Raw genomic sequence first — 21867 nt, forward strand, 5'->3', positions numbered from 1 at the left:
TAACTATGAAGAAATTAGCCTTAACATTTATTTGCGCACTTTGCTTCGGAATGGCACACGCCCAATACGACAACTGGGCGGTAGGTTTCAAACTCGGTGAACCCACCGGTGTCAACATCCGGAAGTACTTCAACAACATCCATGCCATCGACGTGACCGTCGGTACTTTTGGGGGTATCCTGGGTAATGATCGAAAGTACCGCGGAGACAACGGGATTTACAAAAATACCGGTATTTCGCTCCAAATGCATTATTTATGGCACACACCATTGTTCAACTCGGAGGCAGTGCACGTGTATTACGGCATTGGCGGGCAGATCAACAACCGTCGCTCTTACCCGAAACGCCTGAACGGTGATTACGAGAAAAACCTGACTCTGGGCGGTTCGGCGCTGGGTGGTTTTGAATACTATATCCCCGACAACCGCATCTCCGTATTCCTGGAAGGAGGTACGTACGTGGAGCTGTTGAGAAAGCCGTTCTTCCTGAGTCCCAACATCTCGGCTGGTCTTCGTTTCAATCTTTAAGCGATACTTCTTTTAAAAGCATACGAAAAGCAGGCGCAAGCCTGCTTTTTTTGTTTAATTTGATCTGCGGTTGTCATTCGCTTCACCCATACATCGGCACAAAGTGTTTAAAGTTTACAGTTCATCGGCAGGCTCGGGGAAAACTTACACCCTTACCAAAGAATATCTCAAACTGGCCCTGCATTCCAATTCGGAGTTGTATTTCAGGCATATTCTGGCGGTGACGTTTACCAATGCGGCTGCCAACGAAATGAAAGACCGTATTCTGCTGATGCTGCGGACGTTCTCGGCCTATGCCGAAAATGACCCGAAACCGCATTCGATGATGCGCGACGTGGTAATCGAAATGTATCCGGACACTGAGCATAACGCGGAGCTTTTCGCAGGGGCATGCCAGCTTATCGCTGCGCGGGCGCAAATGGTTTTCGGGCAAATCCTCCACCGCTATTCGGATTTTTCGGTGATGACGATCGATAAGTTCACGCAGCGGCTGATCAGCAGTTTTACCGATGAACTAGGCATTCCATTTGTATTCGAGACCCAGCTAGACAGCGATTTGCTCGATGACGCCGTGGACCGCCTGTTGGCCCGCATCGGGCAGGAGGGCGAGGAAGTGCTGACGGATATTGTCGAAAAATACTACCGCGAGAATGCGGAGGAAGGCAAAAACTGGGGCGCATTGCCGATGCAGATCCGCGATACGGCGGGGACTTTGCTCAGCGAGCAGAGCTATATGCAAATGAAGCGGGTTGAAGACCTCAAAATGGAGGACTGGATCGCCGTACGCAGGCAAATGCGCGATTTCGTACGCGGGCGTGAGGAAATGATGACCAAAGATGCAAAGCATGCATTTGAACTCATTCAATCGACTTATTTGAGTGAAAAAGACTTTCACCAGAGCGGTCGGGGCATTTACGGCTACTTCCGCGACCGCGCCGAGGGCAAGAAGCTCTGGCTGGAGCCTAACTCTTACGTTTATAAAACCATCGGCGAAGGGGTGTGGTATGGTGCCAAAACACCCGCGCCGATCCGCGACGAAATAGAACGCATCCGCACCGATCTGGAAAACTATTATCACCAGATCGAAAACATACGCTCGGCGGAGACCGGGAAGATTACGCTATACAACCAGCTCGACCGGCACATTTACAACCTCTCGCTGCTGGGTGAAATCCGGAAAGAATTCGACGCATTGCTGAAACAGAATAACCAGGTCCATATCTCGGATTTTAACCGGAAGATCGTCGACATCGTGGCCCGGGAGCCGGTACCGTTCATTTTTGAGAGGTTAGGGGAAAAATATAACCACATTCTGGTCGATGAATTTCAGGATACCTCCAAGCTGCAATTCGCGAACCTGCTCCCGCTGATCGAGAATGCATTGTCCAGCGGGTATTTCAACCTGATCGTAGGTGACGCGAAGCAATCGATTTACCGCTTCCGGGGCGGGGATATGGACTTGATATTGCATTTGGCTCAAAATCAGGTAATGCGGCTGGGCAGCATTCTGGGAACCAGCCCGTTTACTGAAGAGCGGTTGTTTGCGTTAGACAACTACCTGCATATCAACCACCTTAAAACGAACCGGCGCAGCTTCCGGGAAGTCACCGATTTCAATAACAAGTTCTTCGGCTTTATCGCCGACTCGCTGGGCGGCGAATATCCGCTCATTCGCGAGGTGTACGACGAGCATTTCAGCCAGGAAATACCGGACGGCGTGAGTGAGGGTGGCCACGTGGAAATAGAGTTTCTGGAAATGAACGAAGCCACGGAGGAAGGGGGCGAAGAGTCGTCTTCCGACCCAATTTCCAGGAGGGCGTTGGAACTGGTCAATGCGGTTCGGGAAGAAGGCTACTACTGGCGCGATATCGCGATTTTGTGCAGAAAGAAAAAGGAGGCGACCACTTTGGCCAATACGCTGAAAGAAGCAGGTTTCCCACTTATTTCCGACGACGCATTGTCGCTGGCATATTCGCGTTCAGTGCATTTCATCATTTCGTTCATGAAGGTGCTGCACAGCTCGGATCACCGCCTGGCGCGGTATGAGGCGGCGTATCTGTTTCACCAGGTGATCCGCCGGCAGAACCCGGCGCCGCACGAGTATGAGGAGATCAGGGTACTTTGCGAGGAGCGTGGGCTCGATAGTTTCCTCGAATATTTCAGGAAATGGGACATTAGCATTACTTCGTTCAAAATGCGCCAGGTATCGGTGTTTGAACTCACCGAGCTGCTGATGCAGCAATTCGGGCTTTTCAAACAGCAGCTGGAAAGCGAATACCTGTTCCGGTTCCTGGATGTGGTGCTCGAATTCGGTAACCGGAAAAGCAACCACCTCGGCGATTTTCTGAATTATTGGGAATCAGCTAAATACAAATTTTCGATTACGGTACCGGACGGTATGGACGCTATTCGCATTACCACCATTCACAAGTCGAAAGGCCTGGAATATCCGGTGGTGATCATCCCGTATGCGCAATGGAAAGTTACGCCGAATGCCCGCCTCGACCGGCTCTGGGTAGACATGGATGAGGTTGACTATGACGAAATCCGGTTAGCGGATAAGCCCGGCTATACAAATGCCAAACTGCGAAGCTCCATGGCTTCGGTCGTGAAAGAGCTTGAAAACACCGTGGTAGGAGAACAATATCGCGAGGAACGGATGCGGACGCTGATCGAGAACCTGAATTTGCTTTATGTGGCATTTACGCGCCCTGTGCAGCGCCTGTACGTGCTCGCAAAGCGCGAGCGTAGGTGGGAGTCGGGGCAGCAGATCAACCACTGGCTGCGCGACTATCTGAGCCAGGAGGGCTTTACACCCGCCTGGGACGAAACGATTTCGAGGTACATAATTTCAGAAGCTTCCGGCGCGCTCAGGCATGCACATGCGAGTGGGGGCACGAGTCCTTATATTTTAAAAAACATACTTAGTAACGACCGTACCGAGTCGCTGCGCCTGCGCCGGATGGCCGATCGGATTTTCGATGTGCAGACTTTCGAACCGAGGCACGACCGCCTGCAAAAAATGCGGTATTTGCTCACCCGGCTGAAAACCATTTCGGACCTTCCCGTAGCCTTGGAGAAGCTCGTAGCTGAGGGGATATTCACCCGGAAAGAAACGCACGAAATTGAAAATCTGACGATTTCTCTTTTGCAGGACCCTTCATTACAAGTCCTTTACCAGGACGAAAACCATATTCAGATTAACAAGGAGTTGCTCGTGCCCGGCGGGAAAATGCTGCATATAGACAGGGTTGTTCAACGGCCGGGTGGAGAGTACATTTTCATGTCGTTTGTAGGAGGCAACAGTGCCGACGAGCCACGCAGACATTTGAAGAAACTGATCAGGACTTTTTCTGAAAACGCTAAGGCTTCCCGCGGCGTGCTGATTACCCTTGAAGATGAATTGGTGGAATGGGTGGAACAATGAAACCTGTATTTCTATTTAATACTCAACGTTTATGCAACTTACTTTTCAGCGCCAGGTTTTACTGGGAATCTCATTTTCAATTCTTTTAGTACTCGTAGTAGGGTATGTGTCCTACAACGCTATCCTCCTGCAACAGGAAAATGCCGGCTGGGTGGATCATACACGGGAGGTGATGCGTGTGTCAACTTCTGTTAAGAATCGATTGCTGACCGCCGAGGCGAACGTGCGGGGTTTTGCTATCACTGGTAGCCGCGCGTTTGAAACAAATTTTCTGCAAGCTTCCGATGACATATGGAAAGATGTTGAAGCATTGCAGAAGCTGGTGAAGGACAGTAAAACGCAAAGTGCCCGGGTGGATTCGCTGTCTGATCTCCTTGAAACCAGGGTAGAGTTGATGAATCAACAGTATGAAATCCTGAAAACCGGCAAATACAGTATCGATACGATCCAGCACATTGTTTTGCAGGGGAAAGAGGTTTCTTCCAGAATCGAGTTCAGCTTCCGGCGGATCGAAAATGTAGAGGAAGGTCTCCTGGCCGAGCGGGAGCAGCTCGCTTCGGCAAGCTCGATCCGCGCCAAGCAGTACATTGTGATTGGTTCGTCGCTGTTTTTCCTGGTCATTCTTTTACTGTACTACTTTATCCGTAAAACTTATCTTGCGCAACGTGCCGGCGAGCAGGCTATGCAGCTGGCTAATAATAAATTGGAGCAGCTGGCGCACGAAGACCAGGAAAAGAACTGGATATTGAACGCGGCCATGGAAGTGTCCAGCGCAGTCCGTGGCGAACCTACACTAACCCAACTTTCGGAACGGTTGCTACGGAAATTGGCGGATCTGACGGATTCCCAGGTGTCTGCTATGTACCTCGTTACACGTTCGGGTGACGCGCTCGAACGGTCCGCCATTCATGGCTTTTCTGCGCCGGATGCGGCACCTTCTTTTATGCCGTTCGGAGAGGGGATATTGGGGCAGTTTGCACTGGATAAAGTTAGTATCAAACGCCTGGATGTGGCTGCGGGTTATTTGCAGGTCAGAACGGCCACGGGCAGTTCGGCGCCAGGATTGGTTTTAATGAAAAATATCCGCTTCGATGGCACCACGGCTGGGGTGATCGAGATCGGTTATCTGAAAGACCCGGGTGCGAAGGTCATCAAATTGCTCGATATGATTTCAGATAACGTCGCGGTGGCGATCATGGCCGCCCGCGCGCGTGAGACAACCAACGAACTACTCGAAAAAACGCAGTTACAGGCCGAGGAGTTGGAAAGCCAGCAGGAAGAACTGAGGGTTACCAACGAGGAACTTACACGGCAAACTTCGCTTTTGCAGGTTTCCGAAGAAGAATTGCGCGTCCAGCAGGAGGAGTTGAAACAGATCAATACCGAGCTCGAAGAAAAGGCATTCATGCTCGAAGAACAGAAAAATACGATCGAAGAGGCGCGCGACCAGATCCAGATCAAAGCAGACGAGCTCGAAAGGAGCGGGCGTTTCAAAAGCGAATTCCTGGCCAATATGAGCCACGAATTGCGCACGCCGCTGAACAGCATCCTGATTTTGTCACGTATTCTGGGAGAAAACAAGGGCTCACGGCTGAATGAAGAGGAAGAGCGCTATGCTTCGGTGATCTATAATTCAGGAAACGATCTTTTGACGCTGATCAACGATATCCTCGACCTCGCCAAAGTGGAAGCCGGAAAGATTGAGCTGGTGTACGAAAATATCAGTACGGAGTCGGTTTTGACGGAAATAAAGAGCACCTTCCTGAAAGTTGCCGAGAACAAGGGCCTTGCATTGCAGGTGGAAAAGACGGTTTCGTGTCCTGCGACGCTGTTTACTGATCATACCCGCCTGTTACAGATCTTGCGCAATCTGATTTCCAATGCGGTGAAGTTTACATCAGCACCCGGTAAGGTTTCGCTACGGATTTCGCAGGAAGGAGACCAGCTGCATTTTGAAGTGGCCGACACGGGGATTGGCATACCATTGGACAAACAGGCATCTATTTTCGAGGCATTCCAGCAAGCGGATGGCTCTACCAGTCGCAAGTATGGCGGCACCGGCCTTGGATTGTCGATCAGTCGGGAACTCGCCGGTCTTTTCAACGGGTCTATTTCCCTGAAAAGCACTCCGGGCGAAGGTTCTGTATTTACATTAAAAATTCCTTATCTGATCGAAGCGGACGGTCAAACTGCTGTGGTACCAGACGAACCGTCGGCTGAACCGGCGAAGCCGCAATCGCGGGAATCTAAACCGCAGGCATCCGAAAACGGCAAGTCGCGCCGTTTGCTACTAATTGAAGATGACGATGTCTTTGCCGCGGATATGGCTGCAAAAGCGCAGGCGAGCGGTTTTACAGTACAAATAGCCACCAGCGGGCGGGAAGCGCTGGACATCGTGGGCGCATTTAATCCAACCGCCATAATCCTCGACATGCATTTGCCGGACATACCGGGCGAAACGGTTCTAAGGGAGCTTAAAAGTGACACCCGCACGCGCCTGATTCCGGTGCATACGGTCTCTTCGGGCGAGTACTTTAATGAAGAAATGGTCAGAAACGGAGCGATCGGTTTTATGCAAAAGCCGGTGGACGAGCGTTCGGCCCAACAGATATTCGCTGCCTTGAAACTTGAAGGCAAAGACCTTGGCCGGCAGCGTATCCTGCTCGTTGAGGACGATGCATATCAGAGCCAATACCTCGGCGACTTCCTGGTGAGCAATAACATTTTCGTGCTCTATGCCTATTCGGCCGCCGAAGCATTGTCGATCCTGGAAACGGACGGCGTGGACGGTATCATTCTCGATGTGAGACTGACAGATATGAACGGGCTGGACCTTTTGGACAAAATCAAAGAAAACCAGCAATGGAGCGAGCTGCCGGTGGTAGTGAATACAGCCGAGGATCTTACCCAGGTCGATCTGGCACGTGTGATGAAGTACGCGCATCCCGTGGTGATCAAGACAAAAAAGTCCAACGAACGCCTGCTCGACGAGGTAAAGCTCTTCCTAAAAAAGATCCAGCCAAAAACGCACGAGCAGGAACCGTCGAGGGAGTCGTTCAGTAATGCAGTTATGAACGCTTCACAGCTCTTCACGGGCAAGAAGCTGCTGCTTGCCGATGACGATATGCGCAACATTTTCGCGTTGAGTGCCGTGCTCGAAGACGCCGGTTTCAGCATTGAAATCGCTGCAAACGGCAGGGAGGCGATTCATAAACTGGAAGATAATCCGGATATAGAGCTGATATTGATGGACGTGATGATGCCCGAAATGGACGGCATAGAAGCCACGCGCCGGATCAGGCAGGTGCCTGGTTGGGCCAACATTCCCATTATTGCAGTAACCGCGAAAGCTATGCAGGGTGACAGGGAGCAATGTCTCGAGGCTGGTGCCAATGACTATATTTCCAAACCTGTGGATGTAGACAAACTGCTTTCGCTGATCAAGGTCTGGTTGCAGGCTGCGTAATGATGGTGCCCATGGAATATTCTGAGTTGGAAATACTCATTGCGCGGATCAGGGAGATATCGGGGTTCGATTTCTCGGGTTACGCGAGGCCGTCGCTGCTGCGCCGGGCGAGCAGGTATCTGACCGCCCACAAAATGGACTTCCCGCAACTGCTGACGCATATCGAGCCGGGGGGAAATGTGGTGTATGGCCTCATACAGGAACTCACTGTCAATTATTCGGAGATGTTCCGGGACGCGGATTTCTTTATAAAAGTGAAAGCAGAGGTATTTACGTATCTAGAATCTTATCCAACGCTGCGGTTCTGGGTGGCTGGTTGCGCATCAGGCGAGGAGGCTTATTCGCTGGCGATTTTGCTCAAAGAGGCGGGTTTTCTAAGCCGTTCGCTGATTTACGCCACTGACCTCAGCAATAGGGCGCTCACGGCTGCACGCGAGGGCGTATTCACGCTGGGAAATGTGCGGACGTTCTCTGAGAATTACCTGGCGGCTGGTGGTAAGCATTCGCTGTCGGATTATTACCATGTTGCTTACAACAAGGCAATAATGCTACCCGAGCTGCGGCGTAATATCGTGTTTTCGATGCATGACCTCACGGGCGATGGTGTGTTCAACGAGTTCCAGTTTATCAGTTGCCGGAACGTGATGATTTATTTTACGCTTGAACTAAGACAAAAAGTATTCAGGCTTTTGTATGACAGTCTCAGCATGTTGGGTTTTCTTTGCCTCGGGAAGCGCGAAACACTACGCTACTCAGGTATGGAAGAAAACTTTAAAGTGATTGACAGCACATTGAACATTTATCAGAAGGTCAAATGAGTATGATAGTCTTGCCGGGGGGCGCCTTTTGGTTTATGAAAAACATCCGGTGATAGTCAGCCGAAACCTTTTTTCGATAATCAACGATATCCTTCAATAGCTACTCAACGAATAACCCATGGAACATACAAAGATTTTGCTGTTGGATGACAGGGAGGAAAACCTGATCTCCCTCAAAGCAATCCTCAACCGCGACGATATTGAAATATACGCTACAACCTCGCCCAACGAGGCGCTTCGGATGGTCTGGGAGAATGAAATTGCCGTGGCATTGGTGGATGTTCAAATGCCGGGAATGGATGGTTTCGAGTTTGCCGAGACACTTTTTTCCAATCCCAAAACCCGGGAGATCCTGGTCGTGTTCGTGACGGCTATTTCAAAGGAAACTACCTATGCCGTACGAGGGCTTAAAACGGGCGCCATCGATTACCTTTACAAGCCACTCGATCCTTATATAACCAATGCCAAAGTAGATTCGCTCATCAAGCTGGCGCGAAGCCAGCGTGAGATACGGGAGAAAAACAAGCTGCTCGAAAACTATGCGACGATCGTCCTGAATTCACCGGATATCATCGCCACAGTAGAGCCCGACACTGGGGCAATATTGTCGATTAACCCGTCTGTGGAGACGATCCTGGGTATTGCGCCAGCTTCGGTAATCAGAACGTCCATGCTCGATTTGCTGGTGGATCCGCAGAAATCCGCCCTGCGTGAGGTGCTTGTGAAGCGAAGTTTCGCAGGCGGCGAGACCATTGTTGTGGAGGACCAGTTTTACGGACGGCTTCGGCAACCGGTCTGGCTGGAACTGAGGATCATGTATAAGAACCGGTTACTGTTTGTGAACCTGCACGATGTGGAGAAGCGAAAGGCACATGAACTGGCGTTGGTCGAGGCGCAGGCGCAGGCGGAAAAGGCACGTAAGACGAAAGAGTCGTTCCTGGCTAACATGAGCCACGAGATCAGAACGCCGTTGAATGGCATTATCGGCCTGGGTAACCTGTTGTCCACAACTGATTTAAGCGATGGTCAGGAAGAGCTGGTGAATATGCTCAGGCAGTCGTCCGGATCGTTGCTGAATATCCTGAACGACATTCTCGACATATCCAAAATTGACGAGGGCAAATTCTCGATCATTCCGACGTCTACCGACCTGCGGATACTCGGTAAGCAGATTGTCGATTTGATGCAGTTTAAAGCCGATGAAAAGAAGCTGGAACTGCGCCTGGAAATCAGCAACCGGATTCCTGGATGCGTTATCGTGGATGGCATGCGTTTGAACCAGATCTTGCTTAACCTGGTCGGTAATGCATTGAAATTCACGGAAACAGGCAATGTTACTTTGAAGATGGAACATCTGGCCGAGACGCCGGCGGGGCACAGGGTACGGTTCGCGGTGGAAGATACCGGCATTGGAATGTCGGATGAGCATTTGGCCAATATCTTTTCCGAATACGGGCAGGCCTCCGAGAATACTTCGCATCAATACGGCGGCACGGGGCTTGGACTCACCATTTCGCAGAAACTTGTGCGACTGATGGGTACCGAGCTCGAAGTGAACAGCCGTTTTCACGAGGGAAGTCAGTTTTTCTTTACATTAATTCTCCGGGACGCGAACGAAAAGGTAGGGAATGCCAAACCGGTTGTTTCGTTCCAGGACCTGCCCTCGTTTGAAGGTAAGAAGGTGCTCGTGGCCGAAGACAATCCCATTAATGCATTGCTTTTGAAAAAATACCTCAAAGCCTGGCAGCTTGATGCCGTGATCGTAGGTAATGGAAAAGAGGCCGTGGATCAATTGCGGGAAGAGTCTTTCGACCTGATCATTATGGATACGCGGATGCCTGAAATGGACGGTTTTCAGGCTGCCCGCGTGGCGCGGGAAGAACTGCGAATTGCCACACCCATCCTTTCACTTTCAGCCACAGTATTGCCCGAGGAAGTGTCGCAGGCGTTGGAGGCGGGGATGAACGACACGCTTTCGAAGCCATTCGAGCCGGAGAAATTGCATCAGAAAATAGGTTCGCTGCTTTCAACCATCGTGCCCGCAAACGTGTCTGGGATTTAGAGTGCAACGATTTGGGGCAACTTTTCGTAATGATTAATTGCCGGATTTCGTTGTAGAAAGAGTTAATTCTAATTGATAAAACAACCAATGAAAACGATCAGAAACAGTTGGTCATTGCTGCTGTTAATAGCCCTGGGCGGTTGCAGTTCTTCCAAAACGATGCCTTATGCATCCAAATGGAACGCGCCGTTCTCTTATGTGGATGAAATCAAACCCGACCAGCAGGATCAGCGGTCGCGCCTCAGATACGGAATCATCAACGACGACCAGTACGTGTATATCACGCTCAAAACAAAGGACCCCAATACGATCCAGAACATATTGAGCAGCGGCCTGAAAATCGCTTTCAGTCCCGAAGGGCAGAAGAAAGAAGCCTACGCGCTCACTTTCCCGGTAGTAATGAAAGAGGACCGCAAGGCATTGCGCCGGGTCGAAACTGATTTGCCCAATAGCCTAGGACTCGGACTACTCTTGGATTCGTACAATAAGGAAGCCGTTTGGAAAGACCGTGACGGGCAGCATTTGATCGATCTCGTGCGTCCGGATGGCAGCATTAAATCGCACATCGCGATGGACCGCGACGGCGAACTGACCGAGCAAATCGCGATTCCTTTCGCACTCATGAATGTGAATGCGCGCGAGACCGGCATGATGGGAATGAGCATTAAGGTCGACGGGCAATCGTCGTCGAACTCGGGTTTTAGTCCGCGTATCGGTATTGGTCTGGGCGGCGGTATCGGAATGGGCGGTGGTATGGGAGTAGGCATTGGTACCGGCGGGTATAACTCGCGTTACAACGGCAACGACCGCAATGTAGACATTCGCCTGGAAGTGCAGCTGGCAAGAGCTAATTAAACCAGTCTTTATCAGGAGCTTTGGCCCGTGGCACCTTGTGTCGCGGGCTTTTTTATTGTCGGGTGTGGTCAAGTGTTGTCATGGATTGTCATGTGTGATCAGGTAGGCTCATGTGTGGTCGTGTGTGATGATTGGGTGGTGTGTTTGGTAGCACATCAAGTTCTCCCCGCATTCTGTGGTGTGCGGTATGTACGCGACAACAATGGCTCGGTTAGCAATGATGTTGCCCGCACCTGTTTGGCATCTAGGTAGATGTAAATTCCCTCTTTGTAAATATTTAAATAATCAACCAATTGTTTGCCAGAATACTACGTCGTGTTTATTATTGCATAATACTTGATTAATCAAATATCTGTCAACTATAAATCAAATATATTTCAACTTTATGTCAACCATTTCACTGGAACTGAAACTGTTTTTAAACCTTGCCATCGTGCAGACAATCACGGCGAAACGCTTCGATGCGAGGCTTCAAAACCACGGTATCAGCCTGAATGAATTCATGATTTTACACCATCTGGCGAATGCGCAGGACGAGAAATTGCGGCGTACGGATGTGGCCGAAAAGGTGGGATTGACGGCCTCTGGTATCACGCGAGTGCTGTCGCCGTTGGAGAAGCTGGGATACGTAAAAAGGGAGGCGAACAGCCGTGATGCGCGCGTGTCGTACGTGAAGCTTGCCAACGCCGGAAAGAAGATTTACCTCGAAGCCATCACCACTGCGGAGGCTACGACGGAGCAGATTATGACCCCGGTAAAATCCAAAAAGCTGGATGAGTTGCAGCGAGTGCTCACCGAGCTGGGCGGTACCTTCGAATAGCCGGAGTGTATGAAAAGCTTTTAAAAATACCCCTCAAAAAAACGCCTCTGACAGACGATCTATCAGAGGCGTGATACAAGGGCCATGAAATGCTATTTCGCTTTCCTGACGTAGATATTTCCGTTCATGTTCTTCATCATGATCTCGCTGCCGCCACCGTTGACTTTGCCTTTTACCCAGTCTTCGATGCTGACCTTGTACATACCATCCTTGGAAGTCCTGGTCGCTTGCTGCACGGCTTTGTCGACGTCCACATCGAAGTCGCTGTAAATTTCGCCCCGATCGGATTTAGCCTTGATGTCGAACTTAGCCGTAGGAGGCAGAGTAATGTCGACATTGCCATTCAGTGTGGAGAAGGCCATCGGCGATTTAGCGGAGACGGTTTTGAAGTTTGCTTTCAGCAGGCCGTTTACCGTATTGGCCACAGCCGAGCCCGATACATTGGTAAGGCGGATGTCTCCATTCACGTTGGTGATTTCCATTTCGCCGTCCACGTTTTCGATCAGAATGTCGCCGTCATTGATTGTGCCTACATTCAGCGCGAACTTCGCCGGGACCTTGATCACCAATTCCATTTTGGTGTTGAAAAGCTTCGAGCTTATGTTCACGACATTGTTTTCCTCGGTAGCAGAAATATCGAGGCCGCCGTTTTTGGAAATGCGCTTCATACCGTCGACTTCCTTCGGTTTTTCGGCCTTCTCCTTCGTAGTCGCATCGATCACCACCTGGTTGCCGCTGTATCCTGTCACGCGGATTGAGCCCGTGATGAGGTGCACTTTCAGCGAGCCGGGCTTGGCCGGATCGCTCAGGGGGATCGTCAGTTGTTCTTTCAAATCGCCCTGGGCCAGCAATGGTGCCGAAAGTACGGTAAATGCTGTGAACGCTGCGAGGGCTAAAATGCGCGGGGTCTTCATTTTGCTATGATTGTTTTTTGAGATAGATATTGCCATTGAATGTTTCGAATTTGTAGGTGGGGCCTCCGCTGCCGATGCGGATAAACGTTTCCGTACTGAGTTTGTAGACTGTTTTGTTTTCGCGGTTCTCCGCGTTTTTCACCACCCTCACCGGCAGCCTTTCGACGTTGGGGAAATCGGTGTAGAAGTCGCCGTTAAAGGTTTTGAACTGGCAGTCGACAGCCAGCGCGGCGGGGTAGCTGATCTTGACGTCGCCATTGAGTGTTTTGAAGTCGGACTCGCCGGAAGGGAGGGCAGCGTAATTGACTTCGACATTACCATTGATCGTGTGCATGGTTGCAGCGCCTTTTGCGTTCACGACTTTGATGGCTCCGTTGACATTGCGGATACCGAGCGAGCCGGTGACGTCGTTCACATTAATATCGCCGCCATTCACCGTCGAAACGTGCAAATTGAGCGAGTAGGGAACTTTTACAGTAAAATCCAGTTCAAAATCGTAATGGATTTTTGGCCCGTCCCAGTTGCGGCGGCTATGGTTTGGCCGCGAATCAAAAGGATTGGCAATGTAGGCAATAATGCTGTCGGCCTCCTGCTCGATTTCGAGTTTAAACTCGGCTTTGCCCTGGTCTAAATAATCCTGCGTTTTGGCGCGGATCTTTTTGTCGATTTCGAGGACTACTTTATCACCATTGTATCCTTCCACTTTGATGAACCCGTTGATGTTGTAAATAGCCAGCACATTTTTGGCTGCCTGGCCAGTGCTTATGGTAAATTCCTTGCTGACATGCTCTTTGTGTTCCAGCTTTTGCGCCGGGGCCTGGGTACAGCAGAGCACTGCTCCCGCCAGCAGGGGGATTGCAAAATACTTCATGGCTAATAGTTGATTTAAGGTTTATGAAAGGTCTTTGATTGTCTGTTGGATCTTCACTTTCACAAGGTCGTTCAGGTCTTCTTTTTGCAGCAATGTTTTCAATGCCTTCACCGAACGTTTCTCCTGCAATTTGACCATCACATCGGCCAGGGCCACCTGTACCATCGGCGAATCCTGCAATGCGAGGGATTTAACCAATCCTTCCCGCACGGACGCATCGCCTGCATATTGCGTGAGCGCTTCGAGCGTGACGAGCCGCACATTGACGTTAGGATCGTTGTTCAAGGTGGCAAATAGTGCCTCTAAGATGCGATCGTCCGCGTGCGTAATCTCACTGGTGTACCCCACCGCCCGAAGCCGCTCAGTGGCCGAAGGGTTTTCGAGCAGCGACAGCATCATTGTGCTTTTCATGTCCTGCACCTGGCTTGCCAGCGTCTCAATCCGTTGCTGATAGGCGACGGCGTCGACCTTGCTGCGGCTCGTCCGGTTGCCGATTACCCAGCCTAATCCCACCAGCAGCAGGCTGAATCCGACTTGCACCGTCCATTGGGGCATTACGAACCCGCGGATACTTTCCATCATGCTCTGGAACGAGAACCGGGCCGCCGCTTTTTCCGCCTCTTTGAACTCGTCGAGCATCGCGTAAAAATTGGTACGCATGGCCTCCTTCGGTTCGGGAATCCTGATTTTTGCCATACTGTCCCAGATCTGCTTATCGGCGGCGAACTCTTCCTGGCACCTCACGCATTCGGCCAGATGCCGGTTAACCTCCATTTGCTCGCTTTTTTCGAGGTTGTTATTGAGCCATTCGGTCAGTTTGCCTCTCGTATATTCGCAGTTCATTTCCTTATCGTCTTTCATTTGTAAAAAACCTTTTCTTCAATTCTCCCAATGCCCTGTGGACCCGCACTTTCACTGTTCCTTCGTTGATGTTTAACACCTTGGCGATCTCGTCGTATTTCATTTCCTGGAACCTGCTTAATATTAGCACCTCGCGGTATTCCGGGCTTAATGCGCCCAATGCTTCGTGCAGAACGGCATTTTCCTGTTGTCGTTCCAGGCTTTCATCGGCGCGCATCCCGCCTTCGAGCCGGTCGGCTACCTCGTTCACGTCGTAAAAATTGAACGACCTGTTTTGCTTCACCGAGTCGTTAAGCACATTCCTCGCCAGGTGGTACATCCACGTGCGGAACTCACCCTCGCCGGTAAACGTGTGCCGGTATTTGAGCATCCGGTAAAACACATTCTGGACGAGGTCCTCGCTGAGATCGGCCTTGTGCGTCATGTGGTAAAAAAATCCGAACAACGGCCGGTTATACCGTTCGAAGAGCAAGCCCATCTTATCCAGGTCCCCGGTTTTGACCCGGAGCATCAGCGAGTTGTCGGTTAAGGTATTCAAGGCTCTGCGCTCTGTTTTCGTGATTTTGATGTGGTAACTCGGGAGAATGGGAAAGGTTACTGGAATTTAGGAAAAAAGTTAAGAATATTTTTTCAGTAGCTAGGAGGCGGGGAAGTGGAGTGCTGGAGGCTCGGGCCAAAGCCCGTGCGGAGCGTTGTGCGGTGGTATGGTTGTGAGGTCCCAAGTCTAAAGACTTGGATTGTGGGTTGAGTGATCATGGAGGCGTGCCGACTGTATGGCTACTGACTTGTCGGGGTCTTTGTGGAATCCAAGTCTAAAGACCTTGGTTGGGAGGAGCGTTAGCCTTAACCCGAGGCTTCAGCCTCGGGTCAGGCGTGCACTAGTCCGGCTTTAGCCAGAGTCCGACCTACGTCGTGAGCGGATATTTCGAAACGTCGCGTTGGCGGTCGCGTTCGGCTTTAATGGCTTCGTGGGCGGCCTGGATGGCGGTGTACTGGCTGAGGATCAGCTGGCGGACATCGGCGGGAAGGTCGTCGGATTTTAATGCTTCTTCGTAAGCCTTTTTCGCTGCGTCTTCGCCCATTTCTGCGTTTTCGAGGACGGCCCGGCGGTTATCCGCGGTGAATGTGGCCCGGATATCCATCCACACGCGGTACAATTTGCCCGAAAGCATTGTTCCCGTTGCCGGCTCCCCTCCAACGCGTGTTACGTTTGATTTCAGGTCGAGCGCATTGGCCCGGCTTTCCTCGGCAAGTTTATGAAACATGGCTCTGAGGTCGTTTTCGAGTTCGCCCGCTTCGGCCTCCGCTTTTTCATACCCGGCGATCCGGTCGTTGTTGATAAGGACCAGATCGTTCAGGATTTCGATCGTTTCTGAATTTTCTACCATTGTGGTTGTTGGTTTGATGATGGCGCATTTGCATCAATAACCATTCCACAGACTTAACGCAGGATACTGATCGAGTTGTCGTAGATCTTGTATGTACAGCCGGGCGCCTGGTCGCGGATTACTTGTTCGCTGAGGAATCGTAGAATGTCGTCGCGGCGCAAAAGTGGAGTCCCGGTTTGCGCCTCCCAGTATTTTGTTTCAGGAATAAATAAAATGACGACGGCATTGCCTCCGCCGAATTCCCAGCCGAACTGGATTTTAGTTGCGCCCTCGATATAGTAAATGCTCCCACCACGGCCGTCCTGCGTGTATTCCAGCCTGGGAAAAAAGCGGCTCATGATTTCGTTTTTAAATTTATCCACATCAATACCGCGATCCGTTTCAAAGCCATTGTAGTCGCGCGAGCGCTGGTCGTCGCGGTCGTACATCATGTGCAGGCTGCACGCCGGCGAAGCATAGCCGTCCTCGCGGTCGGCGAGATATTCGGGGATTCTGGTGCCATACGATGTATTTTCCGCGGCAGGATGCTCTTCCGGCAGCGGAAGCAAGTGCACCTCCTCATTGCGAATGGCGTGGAAGATGTTGGCCGGCGCTTTTCCGTAAGGTGCTTTGGGAAAGCCTTCCGTGAACTTGATGAACTGAATGCGGTGTGTCCAGCCGTCGGGCCAACCGGCCTCAATGGTGTAGAAGCCCGGGGGATAGGGTAGCGTGTTGGTTAAAATCATGGTTCCGCCATTGAGGCGTTCCCACACGGGCTTTTCTTCGATCACTTCCTGCGAACAGGCATTCGTAAGACGGAAAGTTCCCGCATCCCAGGCGTATTGGGGCATGTGAAATACGAGTTGCTGGCAGTCGGGATAATGCACGACCCGCACATTTACCGGCTTGATGCTGCCTGCCCGGCCCTCACCTGTTTTTTCTGCATTGTCCGCCCACAAATTCGAGACGTTCGTCAACACGCATTTGCCGTAATATGCGTCTTCGGTTGGCGCTTGGCCGATCAGTGGCTCTGCGGCGTCGAGGGGGATTATTCCCGGCATACCATCGCCGATGTCCGGAACGAAGTACCCCGATTCCGGTTGGTTTTCAGATTTTTCCAGAATGCGGCGCCGTACCTCAACGATATTGCCGGACTGGAAAACGTGAATATGCCGGGTAATTTTGCAGAGGATCGTAGCTTCCATTCGCGATCAATGGTTGGATTAAACCCGGGCCAGGTGCAAACCTGCACAGGACCCGGGTTCTAATGTAATAACTATTTATTATTCAAATAGTTTATTTCGATCCATCGGCTACTCCGAACGGAGGGATTCAACAGGATTCATCAATGCCGCTTTAATCGACTGGTAGGAAATCGTGCACAATGCAACGAGCACCGACAGGGCCCCGGCCAATGCGAACATCCACCAGGTAACGTCAATTTTATAGGCAAATTCCTGCAACCAACGGTCCATAAGCCACCACGCCGCAGGCGTAGCGATGAGCAATGCGATAATCACCAGTTTGAGGAAATCCTTAGAAAGTAATGCGATAATGCCCGCTACCGACGCGCCGAGTACTTTTCGTACGCCTATTTCCTTTGTGCGTTGATCGGCCGTGAAAGTGGCCAGTCCGAACAGGCCAAGGCAGGCTACAAAAATGGTGAGTCCTGCAAATGTGCCCAGTATCTGGCCGGTTTTTTGCTCAGCCTTATAAGTTTCGTTGAAACGCTCATCGAGGAATGTGTAGCTGAATGGCATATCGGAATGGAAACCATCCCAGCTCTTTTTCATCGAAGCGAGTAGACCGGAGACCTCAGCGCTGCGGGTTTTAACCATCATCCAGCCCCAGCCGTTGTTCAATGTCATCACAAGCGGGCCGATCCGCTCGTGCATAGACCGGAAATGAAAGTCTTTAACGACACCGATGACATGGTAGGTTGCTTTATTTCCCTGGTTGTCGCTGCGGGTAATGATCCGGTCCAACGCATTTTCCGGCGTCCAGCCGAAGGTCCTGGCGGCCGTTTCGTTGATGATAATGCCGGTTGAGTCCGTACCATATTCCTTCGAAAAATTGCGGCCGCGGGCCATTTCCATGCCCAATGTGGCGAGGTAATTGTAATCAACCTCGTAACGGAGCGTTTTCACCATCCGGTCGGTATTGCCATCAGGGTTCACAGTGAAATTGTTATTGTCGGAAGGCCCGGCCGGTACATAGCCTGACAGACTGACGTTCTCAATGCGTGAATCGTGCACGAGTCCCTCGCGGAATGCTTCCGTGTTCTTGCCCAGCGACCAGGTGGGGATTACGATCACCTGATCTTTGTTATAACCCAGCTTTTTGTTACGGATAAACTGCAATTGCTGGAAAACCACTGTCGTACCGACAATAAGGATAATCGACATAAAGAATTGAAATACAACCAATCCGCTCCGGAGATTGAAGCTTTTGCCCGAAGATGACAACTTGATCACGGATGAGCCGCCTTTCAGCACGGTGATAGGTTTGAACGACGACAGGAAAAACGCCGGGTAACTGCCTGCAAATATGCCGACGAAGAGGCCGATACCGATCAATGCAGGAATCAAACCCGGAATGGCATCCCATTTCAGCGAAAGATTTTTACCCGATAAATCGTTGAAAACAGGTAGCGCGATAATACTTAGCAGAATGGCCAGTACCAATGCGAGCGATGTCAGCAAAATAGATTCGGTGAGAAACTGACCCACCAGCTCGCTTTTTTCGGAGCCCATCACTTTTCGTACGCCAACTTCACGTGCGCGCTTGGATGAGCCGGCAGTGGAAAGGTTCATGAAATTGATGCAGGCAATGAGAAGCATCATCACGGCCACCGCTCCGAAAATGTAGACGTACGTAATGTCGCCATTTGCATCAAGGTCATATTGAAAATCGGAATGTAAATGGATGTCTGTCAGTGGTTGCAGGCGAAGTTCCAGGTTGTTACCCTGCTTACGGAATTCGGCTGTTGTCACGCCCATCGATTGTTTGAGCTGCGGGCTCATGTACTTATCGACCGTAGCAGGCAGTTTCGCTTCCAGGTTTTTGTAGTCGTAACCTTCCGGCAAAACGAGGTAGGTAAAGAATTCGGAAGTCATCCAGGAATTTGCTTTTGCCTCGTCTACAGAAGCCATTGAACCCAGCAAATCGAACCGGAAATGCGAATTAGAGGGAATATCCTTCATTACGCCCGTTACGCGGAGGGTTTTATTCCAATCTTTGAAAGTGATGATTTTGCCTACCGCATCCGTTTTTCCGAAGTATTTTCGGGCGGCAGTTTCGGACAAAACAAGAGTATTAGGTTCGAGCAATGCGTTTTGGGGATTTCCTGCAATGAAGGGCAATGTGAACACTGAAAAGAAATTGGAATCGACAAAGGCCAGCTTTTCATCGCTGTAAAGCTTATTGTTAAGCAGCACCAACGGCTTTCCCCCTTGCCGGAGCCTTGTGGATTCGAGCACTTCGGGGTAATCGGCCTTCAATGCGGCCGCAGTGGGAGGCATTACGTGCGACTCGTTAATAATCCCACCCTGCATCGTGCCTTTAAATGTAGTGCGAACAATGCGGTTGGATTTTTCATGGAAGCGGTCAAAACTCAGCTCATCGATCACATACAGGCTGATCAGCATGCAGGAAGCAAGGCCGATAGCCAGCCCGGCGATATTGATGGCGGAGAAAACCCGGTTGCGGACAAGGTTTCGCCAGGCGATTTTGAAATAATTTTTTAACATAGAAATGAAGGCGTTTCTTAAAGTTCAAATTTCATGGCTAATAGACGGTACATTGTATTGCATAGTACATTGTATAAAATATATGCCAAAAATATAATTTATTGTTTTACAGCTGCTTGGGTTTGTGTCAAAGAAATCGCCCGTTCGCATTCGGACACTTTTGTACGATAACGACCGTGCTCGGAGGCTGTTCTTTGCTACATTTACGGTCGATTTAAGCGCATTATGACGGATCTTGAACAATACCTGCAAACCTATTTCGATTTCGACCAGACCGAGCTGGTTAAAGTCTCGTCATTTTTCAAACCCGAAATACTGAAAAAAGGCGACTACTACTTGAAAACCGGGAAACATTGCAATAGACTAAGCTTTATCAAATCGGGTTTACTGCGTGTTTACGTGGATTTGGAGGACAGGGAGGTGACCCAATGGATTTGCATGCAGGGCTATTTCGTGACCGATCTGGCAAGCCTCGTGTTCGCCACTCCCGCCCGCTGGAACATTCAGGCGCTTGCTGACACCGCCGTCTACACCATTGAAAAAGAGGATTACGACCGCCTCGGTGACTACATCTCCAAATGGCCGGTTACCGAGAAGCTCTTTATCGCCCATTGCTTCACTACCCTCGAAGACCGCGTGTTTTCTTTTCTGTCCATGACCGCAGAGCAGCGCTACAACCTGCTTTTCGAAAGCCACCGCGATATTTTCACGCAGGTACCTCTGCAATACATTGCCTCGATGCTCGGCATGACTCCTGAGACCATCAGCCGTATCCGCCGGAAGCAGCTCAACTGATTTCTTGATCTAGGTCAAGTGTGTTCGAAAATGGCCCCTATACCTTTGCAGGGTCATTAATCAACTACTTGTATATGTTTCTAGGTCATTATGGTTTAGCATTTGGAGCAAAGAAAGTCGCTCCCAAAGTTTCGCTTCTGGCGCTCTTTGTCGCCGTCGAGTTTGTCGATATTCTCTGGCCGTTCCTGCTTATGCTGGATGTCGAGAAGGTTAAGATCCGTCCTGGGTTCACGGAAGTGACTCCATTTGAGTTCGTGCATTATCCCTATACGCACAGCCTCGTAATGGGCATCGTGTGGGGGCTTATTTGCGGGGGCATTTATTGGTTATTCCAAAAAGATCTGCGGAGTGCCGTCGTCGTTGGTCTTGCTGTGCTCAGTCACTGGTTCCTCGACCTCGTGGTACACGTTCCGGACCTTCCGCTGACGCCTTTTGGTACTGAAAAATTCGGACTGGGCATGTGGAACTCATTATCGCTGACCGTTTTAACGGAGTCCATCATCTTTATTGCGGGCGTCTGGATTTACATCAAAAACACCCGCGCTATCAACGGTAAGGGCAAATGGGGCCTGTTCTCACTGATCGCCTTTTTCGTTATAGCCGAAATCTTCAATATGTTCGGCCCGCCGCCGGAGGATTCTATTCCTGCATTGCTCGGGTCATTTGTGGTTTTGCAGGTGATTGTGCTGGGGCTGGCTTATCTGACGGACCGGAATAGAGCCTGGAAATGAGGTTTGTTCGCCGCAGGATCATTGGTGGTGGAAATTACTCTTTCTCAGTTGAGTTTTCTTCCCGGAAAGCCTAATTTTAAGTTTTACACACTATACAATGGCGAGAAAAACCAGGCGGGAAAAGCTGGCTGAACAAGCTAATGCGCGTTTGAAACATATCGAAAATGTTTTGCTTGGTTCCAACGATCAATTAAGCGACGCTGAATTTGAGGCGTACACCAATGAAGCGATCAAGCTGAGAAATATGTTAAAAATGATGTTAGAACTTCTTAATAAGCACTCATGAAAGCAGAATTCAGGCGTCGCCTTAATGAGTATCGGTTGCAGCTGATAGCGGCCGATCGCGCCAGCATACCCGCCATCAAAACCGAATTTTACAAATGGTATGATTCGGTTTCGGATGAAGACAGAGCTTCAATGGAACCCTTTTGGGATGAAATAAAAAAGGAACTTTGGGAAGTGATTAACGAGGCGAAGGAGTTGATTGAGGAACTGAGGAAGCTGAATGAAGAAGAGCTTGCAGAGGCGAAGAAGTAACTCCTTACATCAATCGGAACGGTCAACCGCCGAGCATAGACGATTTGCTATGGTCGGCGGTCAAAAA

At 50.5% G+C, this 21867-nt stretch carries 18 protein-coding genes; 11 read left to right on the top strand and 7 right to left on the bottom strand.

The window, feature by feature from the left end; all coding sequences use genetic code 11:
• Nucleotides 1-5 precede the first annotated feature (5 nt).
• From AC2YIT_RS08150 to AC2YIT_RS08180, 7 genes are all read left to right on the top strand, one after another.
• Complete coding sequence (locus tag AC2YIT_RS08150) at nucleotides 6-527, top strand: hypothetical protein (protein ID WP_430848234.1); 522 nt, start codon at nucleotides 6-8, stop codon at nucleotides 525-527.
• 103 nt (nucleotides 528-630) lie between these two features.
• Nucleotides 631-3954 (top strand): UvrD-helicase domain-containing protein, encoded by a 3324-nt coding sequence (locus AC2YIT_RS08155; protein WP_487278856.1) that lies wholly within the window; start codon nucleotides 631-633, stop codon nucleotides 3952-3954.
• Between the two features lie 31 nt (nucleotides 3955-3985).
• The gene (locus AC2YIT_RS08160) at nucleotides 3986-7420 is read left to right on the top strand and encodes a response regulator (protein WP_487278857.1); all 3435 of its coding nucleotides are present in this window, start codon (nucleotides 3986-3988) and stop codon (nucleotides 7418-7420) included.
• Nucleotides 7421-7431: 11 nt separating this feature from the next.
• Nucleotides 7432-8238 (top strand): CheR family methyltransferase, encoded by an 807-nt coding sequence (locus AC2YIT_RS08165; protein WP_487278858.1) that lies wholly within the window; start codon nucleotides 7432-7434, stop codon nucleotides 8236-8238.
• A gap of 118 nt (nucleotides 8239-8356) precedes the next feature.
• Nucleotides 8357-10300 (top strand): response regulator, encoded by a 1944-nt coding sequence (locus AC2YIT_RS08170; protein ID WP_487278859.1) that lies wholly within the window; start codon nucleotides 8357-8359, stop codon nucleotides 10298-10300.
• An 87-nt stretch (nucleotides 10301-10387) separates the two neighbouring features.
• Complete coding sequence (locus AC2YIT_RS08175; RefSeq protein ID WP_430848244.1) at nucleotides 10388-11155, top strand: hypothetical protein; 768 nt, start codon at nucleotides 10388-10390, stop codon at nucleotides 11153-11155.
• A 385-nt stretch (nucleotides 11156-11540) separates the two neighbouring features.
• On the top strand, nucleotides 11541-11975 hold the full coding sequence (locus AC2YIT_RS08180; protein WP_430848246.1) for a MarR family winged helix-turn-helix transcriptional regulator: 435 nt from the start codon (nucleotides 11541-11543) through the stop codon (nucleotides 11973-11975).
• A gap of 92 nt (nucleotides 11976-12067) precedes the next feature.
• Here the strand turns inward: AC2YIT_RS08180 and AC2YIT_RS08185 are convergent, their stop codons facing one another.
• From AC2YIT_RS08185 to AC2YIT_RS08215, 7 genes are all read right to left on the bottom strand, one after another.
• On the bottom strand, nucleotides 12068-12889 hold the full coding sequence (locus tag AC2YIT_RS08185; RefSeq protein ID WP_430848248.1) for a DUF4097 family beta strand repeat-containing protein: 822 nt from the start codon (nucleotides 12887-12889) through the stop codon (nucleotides 12068-12070).
• A 4-nt stretch (nucleotides 12890-12893) separates the two neighbouring features.
• Nucleotides 12894-13760 carry a DUF4097 family beta strand repeat-containing protein gene (locus AC2YIT_RS08190; protein ID WP_487278860.1) on the bottom strand — a complete coding sequence of 289 codons (867 nt, stop codon included), beginning with the start codon at nucleotides 13758-13760 and terminating at the stop codon, nucleotides 12894-12896.
• Nucleotides 13761-13781: 21 nt separating this feature from the next.
• Nucleotides 13782-14621 (bottom strand): HEAT repeat domain-containing protein, encoded by an 840-nt coding sequence (locus AC2YIT_RS08195; protein WP_430848252.1) that lies wholly within the window; start codon nucleotides 14619-14621, stop codon nucleotides 13782-13784.
• Entirely contained in the window at nucleotides 14608-15132 is a 525-nt protein-coding gene (locus tag AC2YIT_RS08200; RefSeq protein ID WP_430848594.1) for an RNA polymerase sigma factor, read from the bottom strand. Before AC2YIT_RS08200 ends, AC2YIT_RS08195 begins: the two co-directional genes overlap by 14 nt.
• 394 nt (nucleotides 15133-15526) lie before the next feature.
• Nucleotides 15527-16009 (bottom strand): PA2169 family four-helix-bundle protein, encoded by a 483-nt coding sequence (locus AC2YIT_RS08205; RefSeq protein WP_430848254.1) that lies wholly within the window; start codon nucleotides 16007-16009, stop codon nucleotides 15527-15529.
• A gap of 53 nt (nucleotides 16010-16062) precedes the next feature.
• Entirely contained in the window at nucleotides 16063-17193 is a 1131-nt protein-coding gene (locus AC2YIT_RS08210; RefSeq protein WP_487278861.1) for a hypothetical protein, read from the bottom strand.
• A 108-nt stretch (nucleotides 17194-17301) separates the two neighbouring features.
• Nucleotides 17302-19737: an ABC transporter permease gene (locus AC2YIT_RS08215; protein ID WP_487278862.1), complete on the bottom strand. Its 2436-nt coding sequence runs from the start codon at nucleotides 19735-19737 to the stop codon at nucleotides 17302-17304.
• 225 nt (nucleotides 19738-19962) lie between these two features.
• Between AC2YIT_RS08215 and AC2YIT_RS08220 the strand changes: the two genes are divergently transcribed.
• From AC2YIT_RS08220 to AC2YIT_RS08235, 4 genes are all read left to right on the top strand, one after another.
• Nucleotides 19963-20532 (top strand): Crp/Fnr family transcriptional regulator, encoded by a 570-nt coding sequence (locus tag AC2YIT_RS08220; protein ID WP_487278863.1) that lies wholly within the window; start codon nucleotides 19963-19965, stop codon nucleotides 20530-20532.
• A gap of 74 nt (nucleotides 20533-20606) precedes the next feature.
• Entirely contained in the window at nucleotides 20607-21263 is a 657-nt protein-coding gene (locus AC2YIT_RS08225; RefSeq protein WP_430848262.1) for a metal-dependent hydrolase, read from the top strand.
• A gap of 97 nt (nucleotides 21264-21360) precedes the next feature.
• Nucleotides 21361-21549: a hypothetical protein gene (locus tag AC2YIT_RS08230; RefSeq protein WP_430848264.1), complete on the top strand. Its 189-nt coding sequence runs from the start codon at nucleotides 21361-21363 to the stop codon at nucleotides 21547-21549.
• Nucleotides 21546-21800: a hypothetical protein gene (locus AC2YIT_RS08235; RefSeq protein WP_223401421.1), complete on the top strand. Its 255-nt coding sequence runs from the start codon at nucleotides 21546-21548 to the stop codon at nucleotides 21798-21800. Before AC2YIT_RS08230 ends, AC2YIT_RS08235 begins: the two co-directional genes overlap by 4 nt.
• Nucleotides 21801-21867 lie beyond the last annotated feature (67 nt).

Source organism: Dyadobacter sp. SRI_021 (genome assembly GCF_057586235.1).

Excerpts from the sequence above, each read along its gene's own strand:
- AC2YIT_RS08150 (WP_430848234.1), top strand. The coding sequence starts at position 6 with ATGAAGAAATTAGCCTTAACATTTATTTGCGCACTTTGCTTCGGAATG.
- AC2YIT_RS08160 (WP_487278857.1), top strand. The coding sequence starts at position 3,986 with ATGCAACTTACTTTTCAGCGCCAGGTTTTACTGGGAATCTCATTTTCA.
- AC2YIT_RS08165 (WP_487278858.1), top strand. The coding sequence starts at position 7,432 with ATGGAATATTCTGAGTTGGAAATACTCATTGCGCGGATCAGGGAGATA.
- AC2YIT_RS08170 (WP_487278859.1), top strand. The coding sequence starts at position 8,357 with ATGGAACATACAAAGATTTTGCTGTTGGATGACAGGGAGGAAAACCTG.
- AC2YIT_RS08175 (WP_430848244.1), top strand. The coding sequence starts at position 10,388 with ATGAAAACGATCAGAAACAGTTGGTCATTGCTGCTGTTAATAGCCCTG.
- AC2YIT_RS08180 (WP_430848246.1), top strand. The coding sequence starts at position 11,541 with ATGTCAACCATTTCACTGGAACTGAAACTGTTTTTAAACCTTGCCATC.
- AC2YIT_RS08185 (WP_430848248.1), bottom strand. The coding sequence starts at position 12,889 with ATGAAGACCCCGCGCATTTTAGCCCTCGCAGCGTTCACAGCATTTACC.
- AC2YIT_RS08190 (WP_487278860.1), bottom strand. The coding sequence starts at position 13,760 with ATGAAGTATTTTGCAATCCCCCTGCTGGCGGGAGCAGTGCTCTGCTGT.
- AC2YIT_RS08195 (WP_430848252.1), bottom strand. The coding sequence starts at position 14,621 with ATGAAAGACGATAAGGAAATGAACTGCGAATATACGAGAGGCAAACTG.
- AC2YIT_RS08200 (WP_430848594.1), bottom strand. The coding sequence starts at position 15,132 with ATGCTCCGGGTCAAAACCGGGGACCTGGATAAGATGGGCTTGCTCTTC.
- AC2YIT_RS08205 (WP_430848254.1), bottom strand. The coding sequence starts at position 16,009 with ATGGTAGAAAATTCAGAAACGATCGAAATCCTGAACGATCTGGTCCTT.
- AC2YIT_RS08210 (WP_487278861.1), bottom strand. The coding sequence starts at position 17,193 with ATGGAAGCTACGATCCTCTGCAAAATTACCCGGCATATTCACGTTTTC.
- AC2YIT_RS08215 (WP_487278862.1), bottom strand. The coding sequence starts at position 19,737 with ATGTTAAAAAATTATTTCAAAATCGCCTGGCGAAACCTTGTCCGCAAC.
- AC2YIT_RS08220 (WP_487278863.1), top strand. The coding sequence starts at position 19,963 with ATGACGGATCTTGAACAATACCTGCAAACCTATTTCGATTTCGACCAG.
- AC2YIT_RS08225 (WP_430848262.1), top strand. The coding sequence starts at position 20,607 with ATGTTTCTAGGTCATTATGGTTTAGCATTTGGAGCAAAGAAAGTCGCT.
- AC2YIT_RS08230 (WP_430848264.1), top strand. The coding sequence starts at position 21,361 with ATGGCGAGAAAAACCAGGCGGGAAAAGCTGGCTGAACAAGCTAATGCG.
- AC2YIT_RS08235 (WP_223401421.1), top strand. The coding sequence starts at position 21,546 with ATGAAAGCAGAATTCAGGCGTCGCCTTAATGAGTATCGGTTGCAGCTG.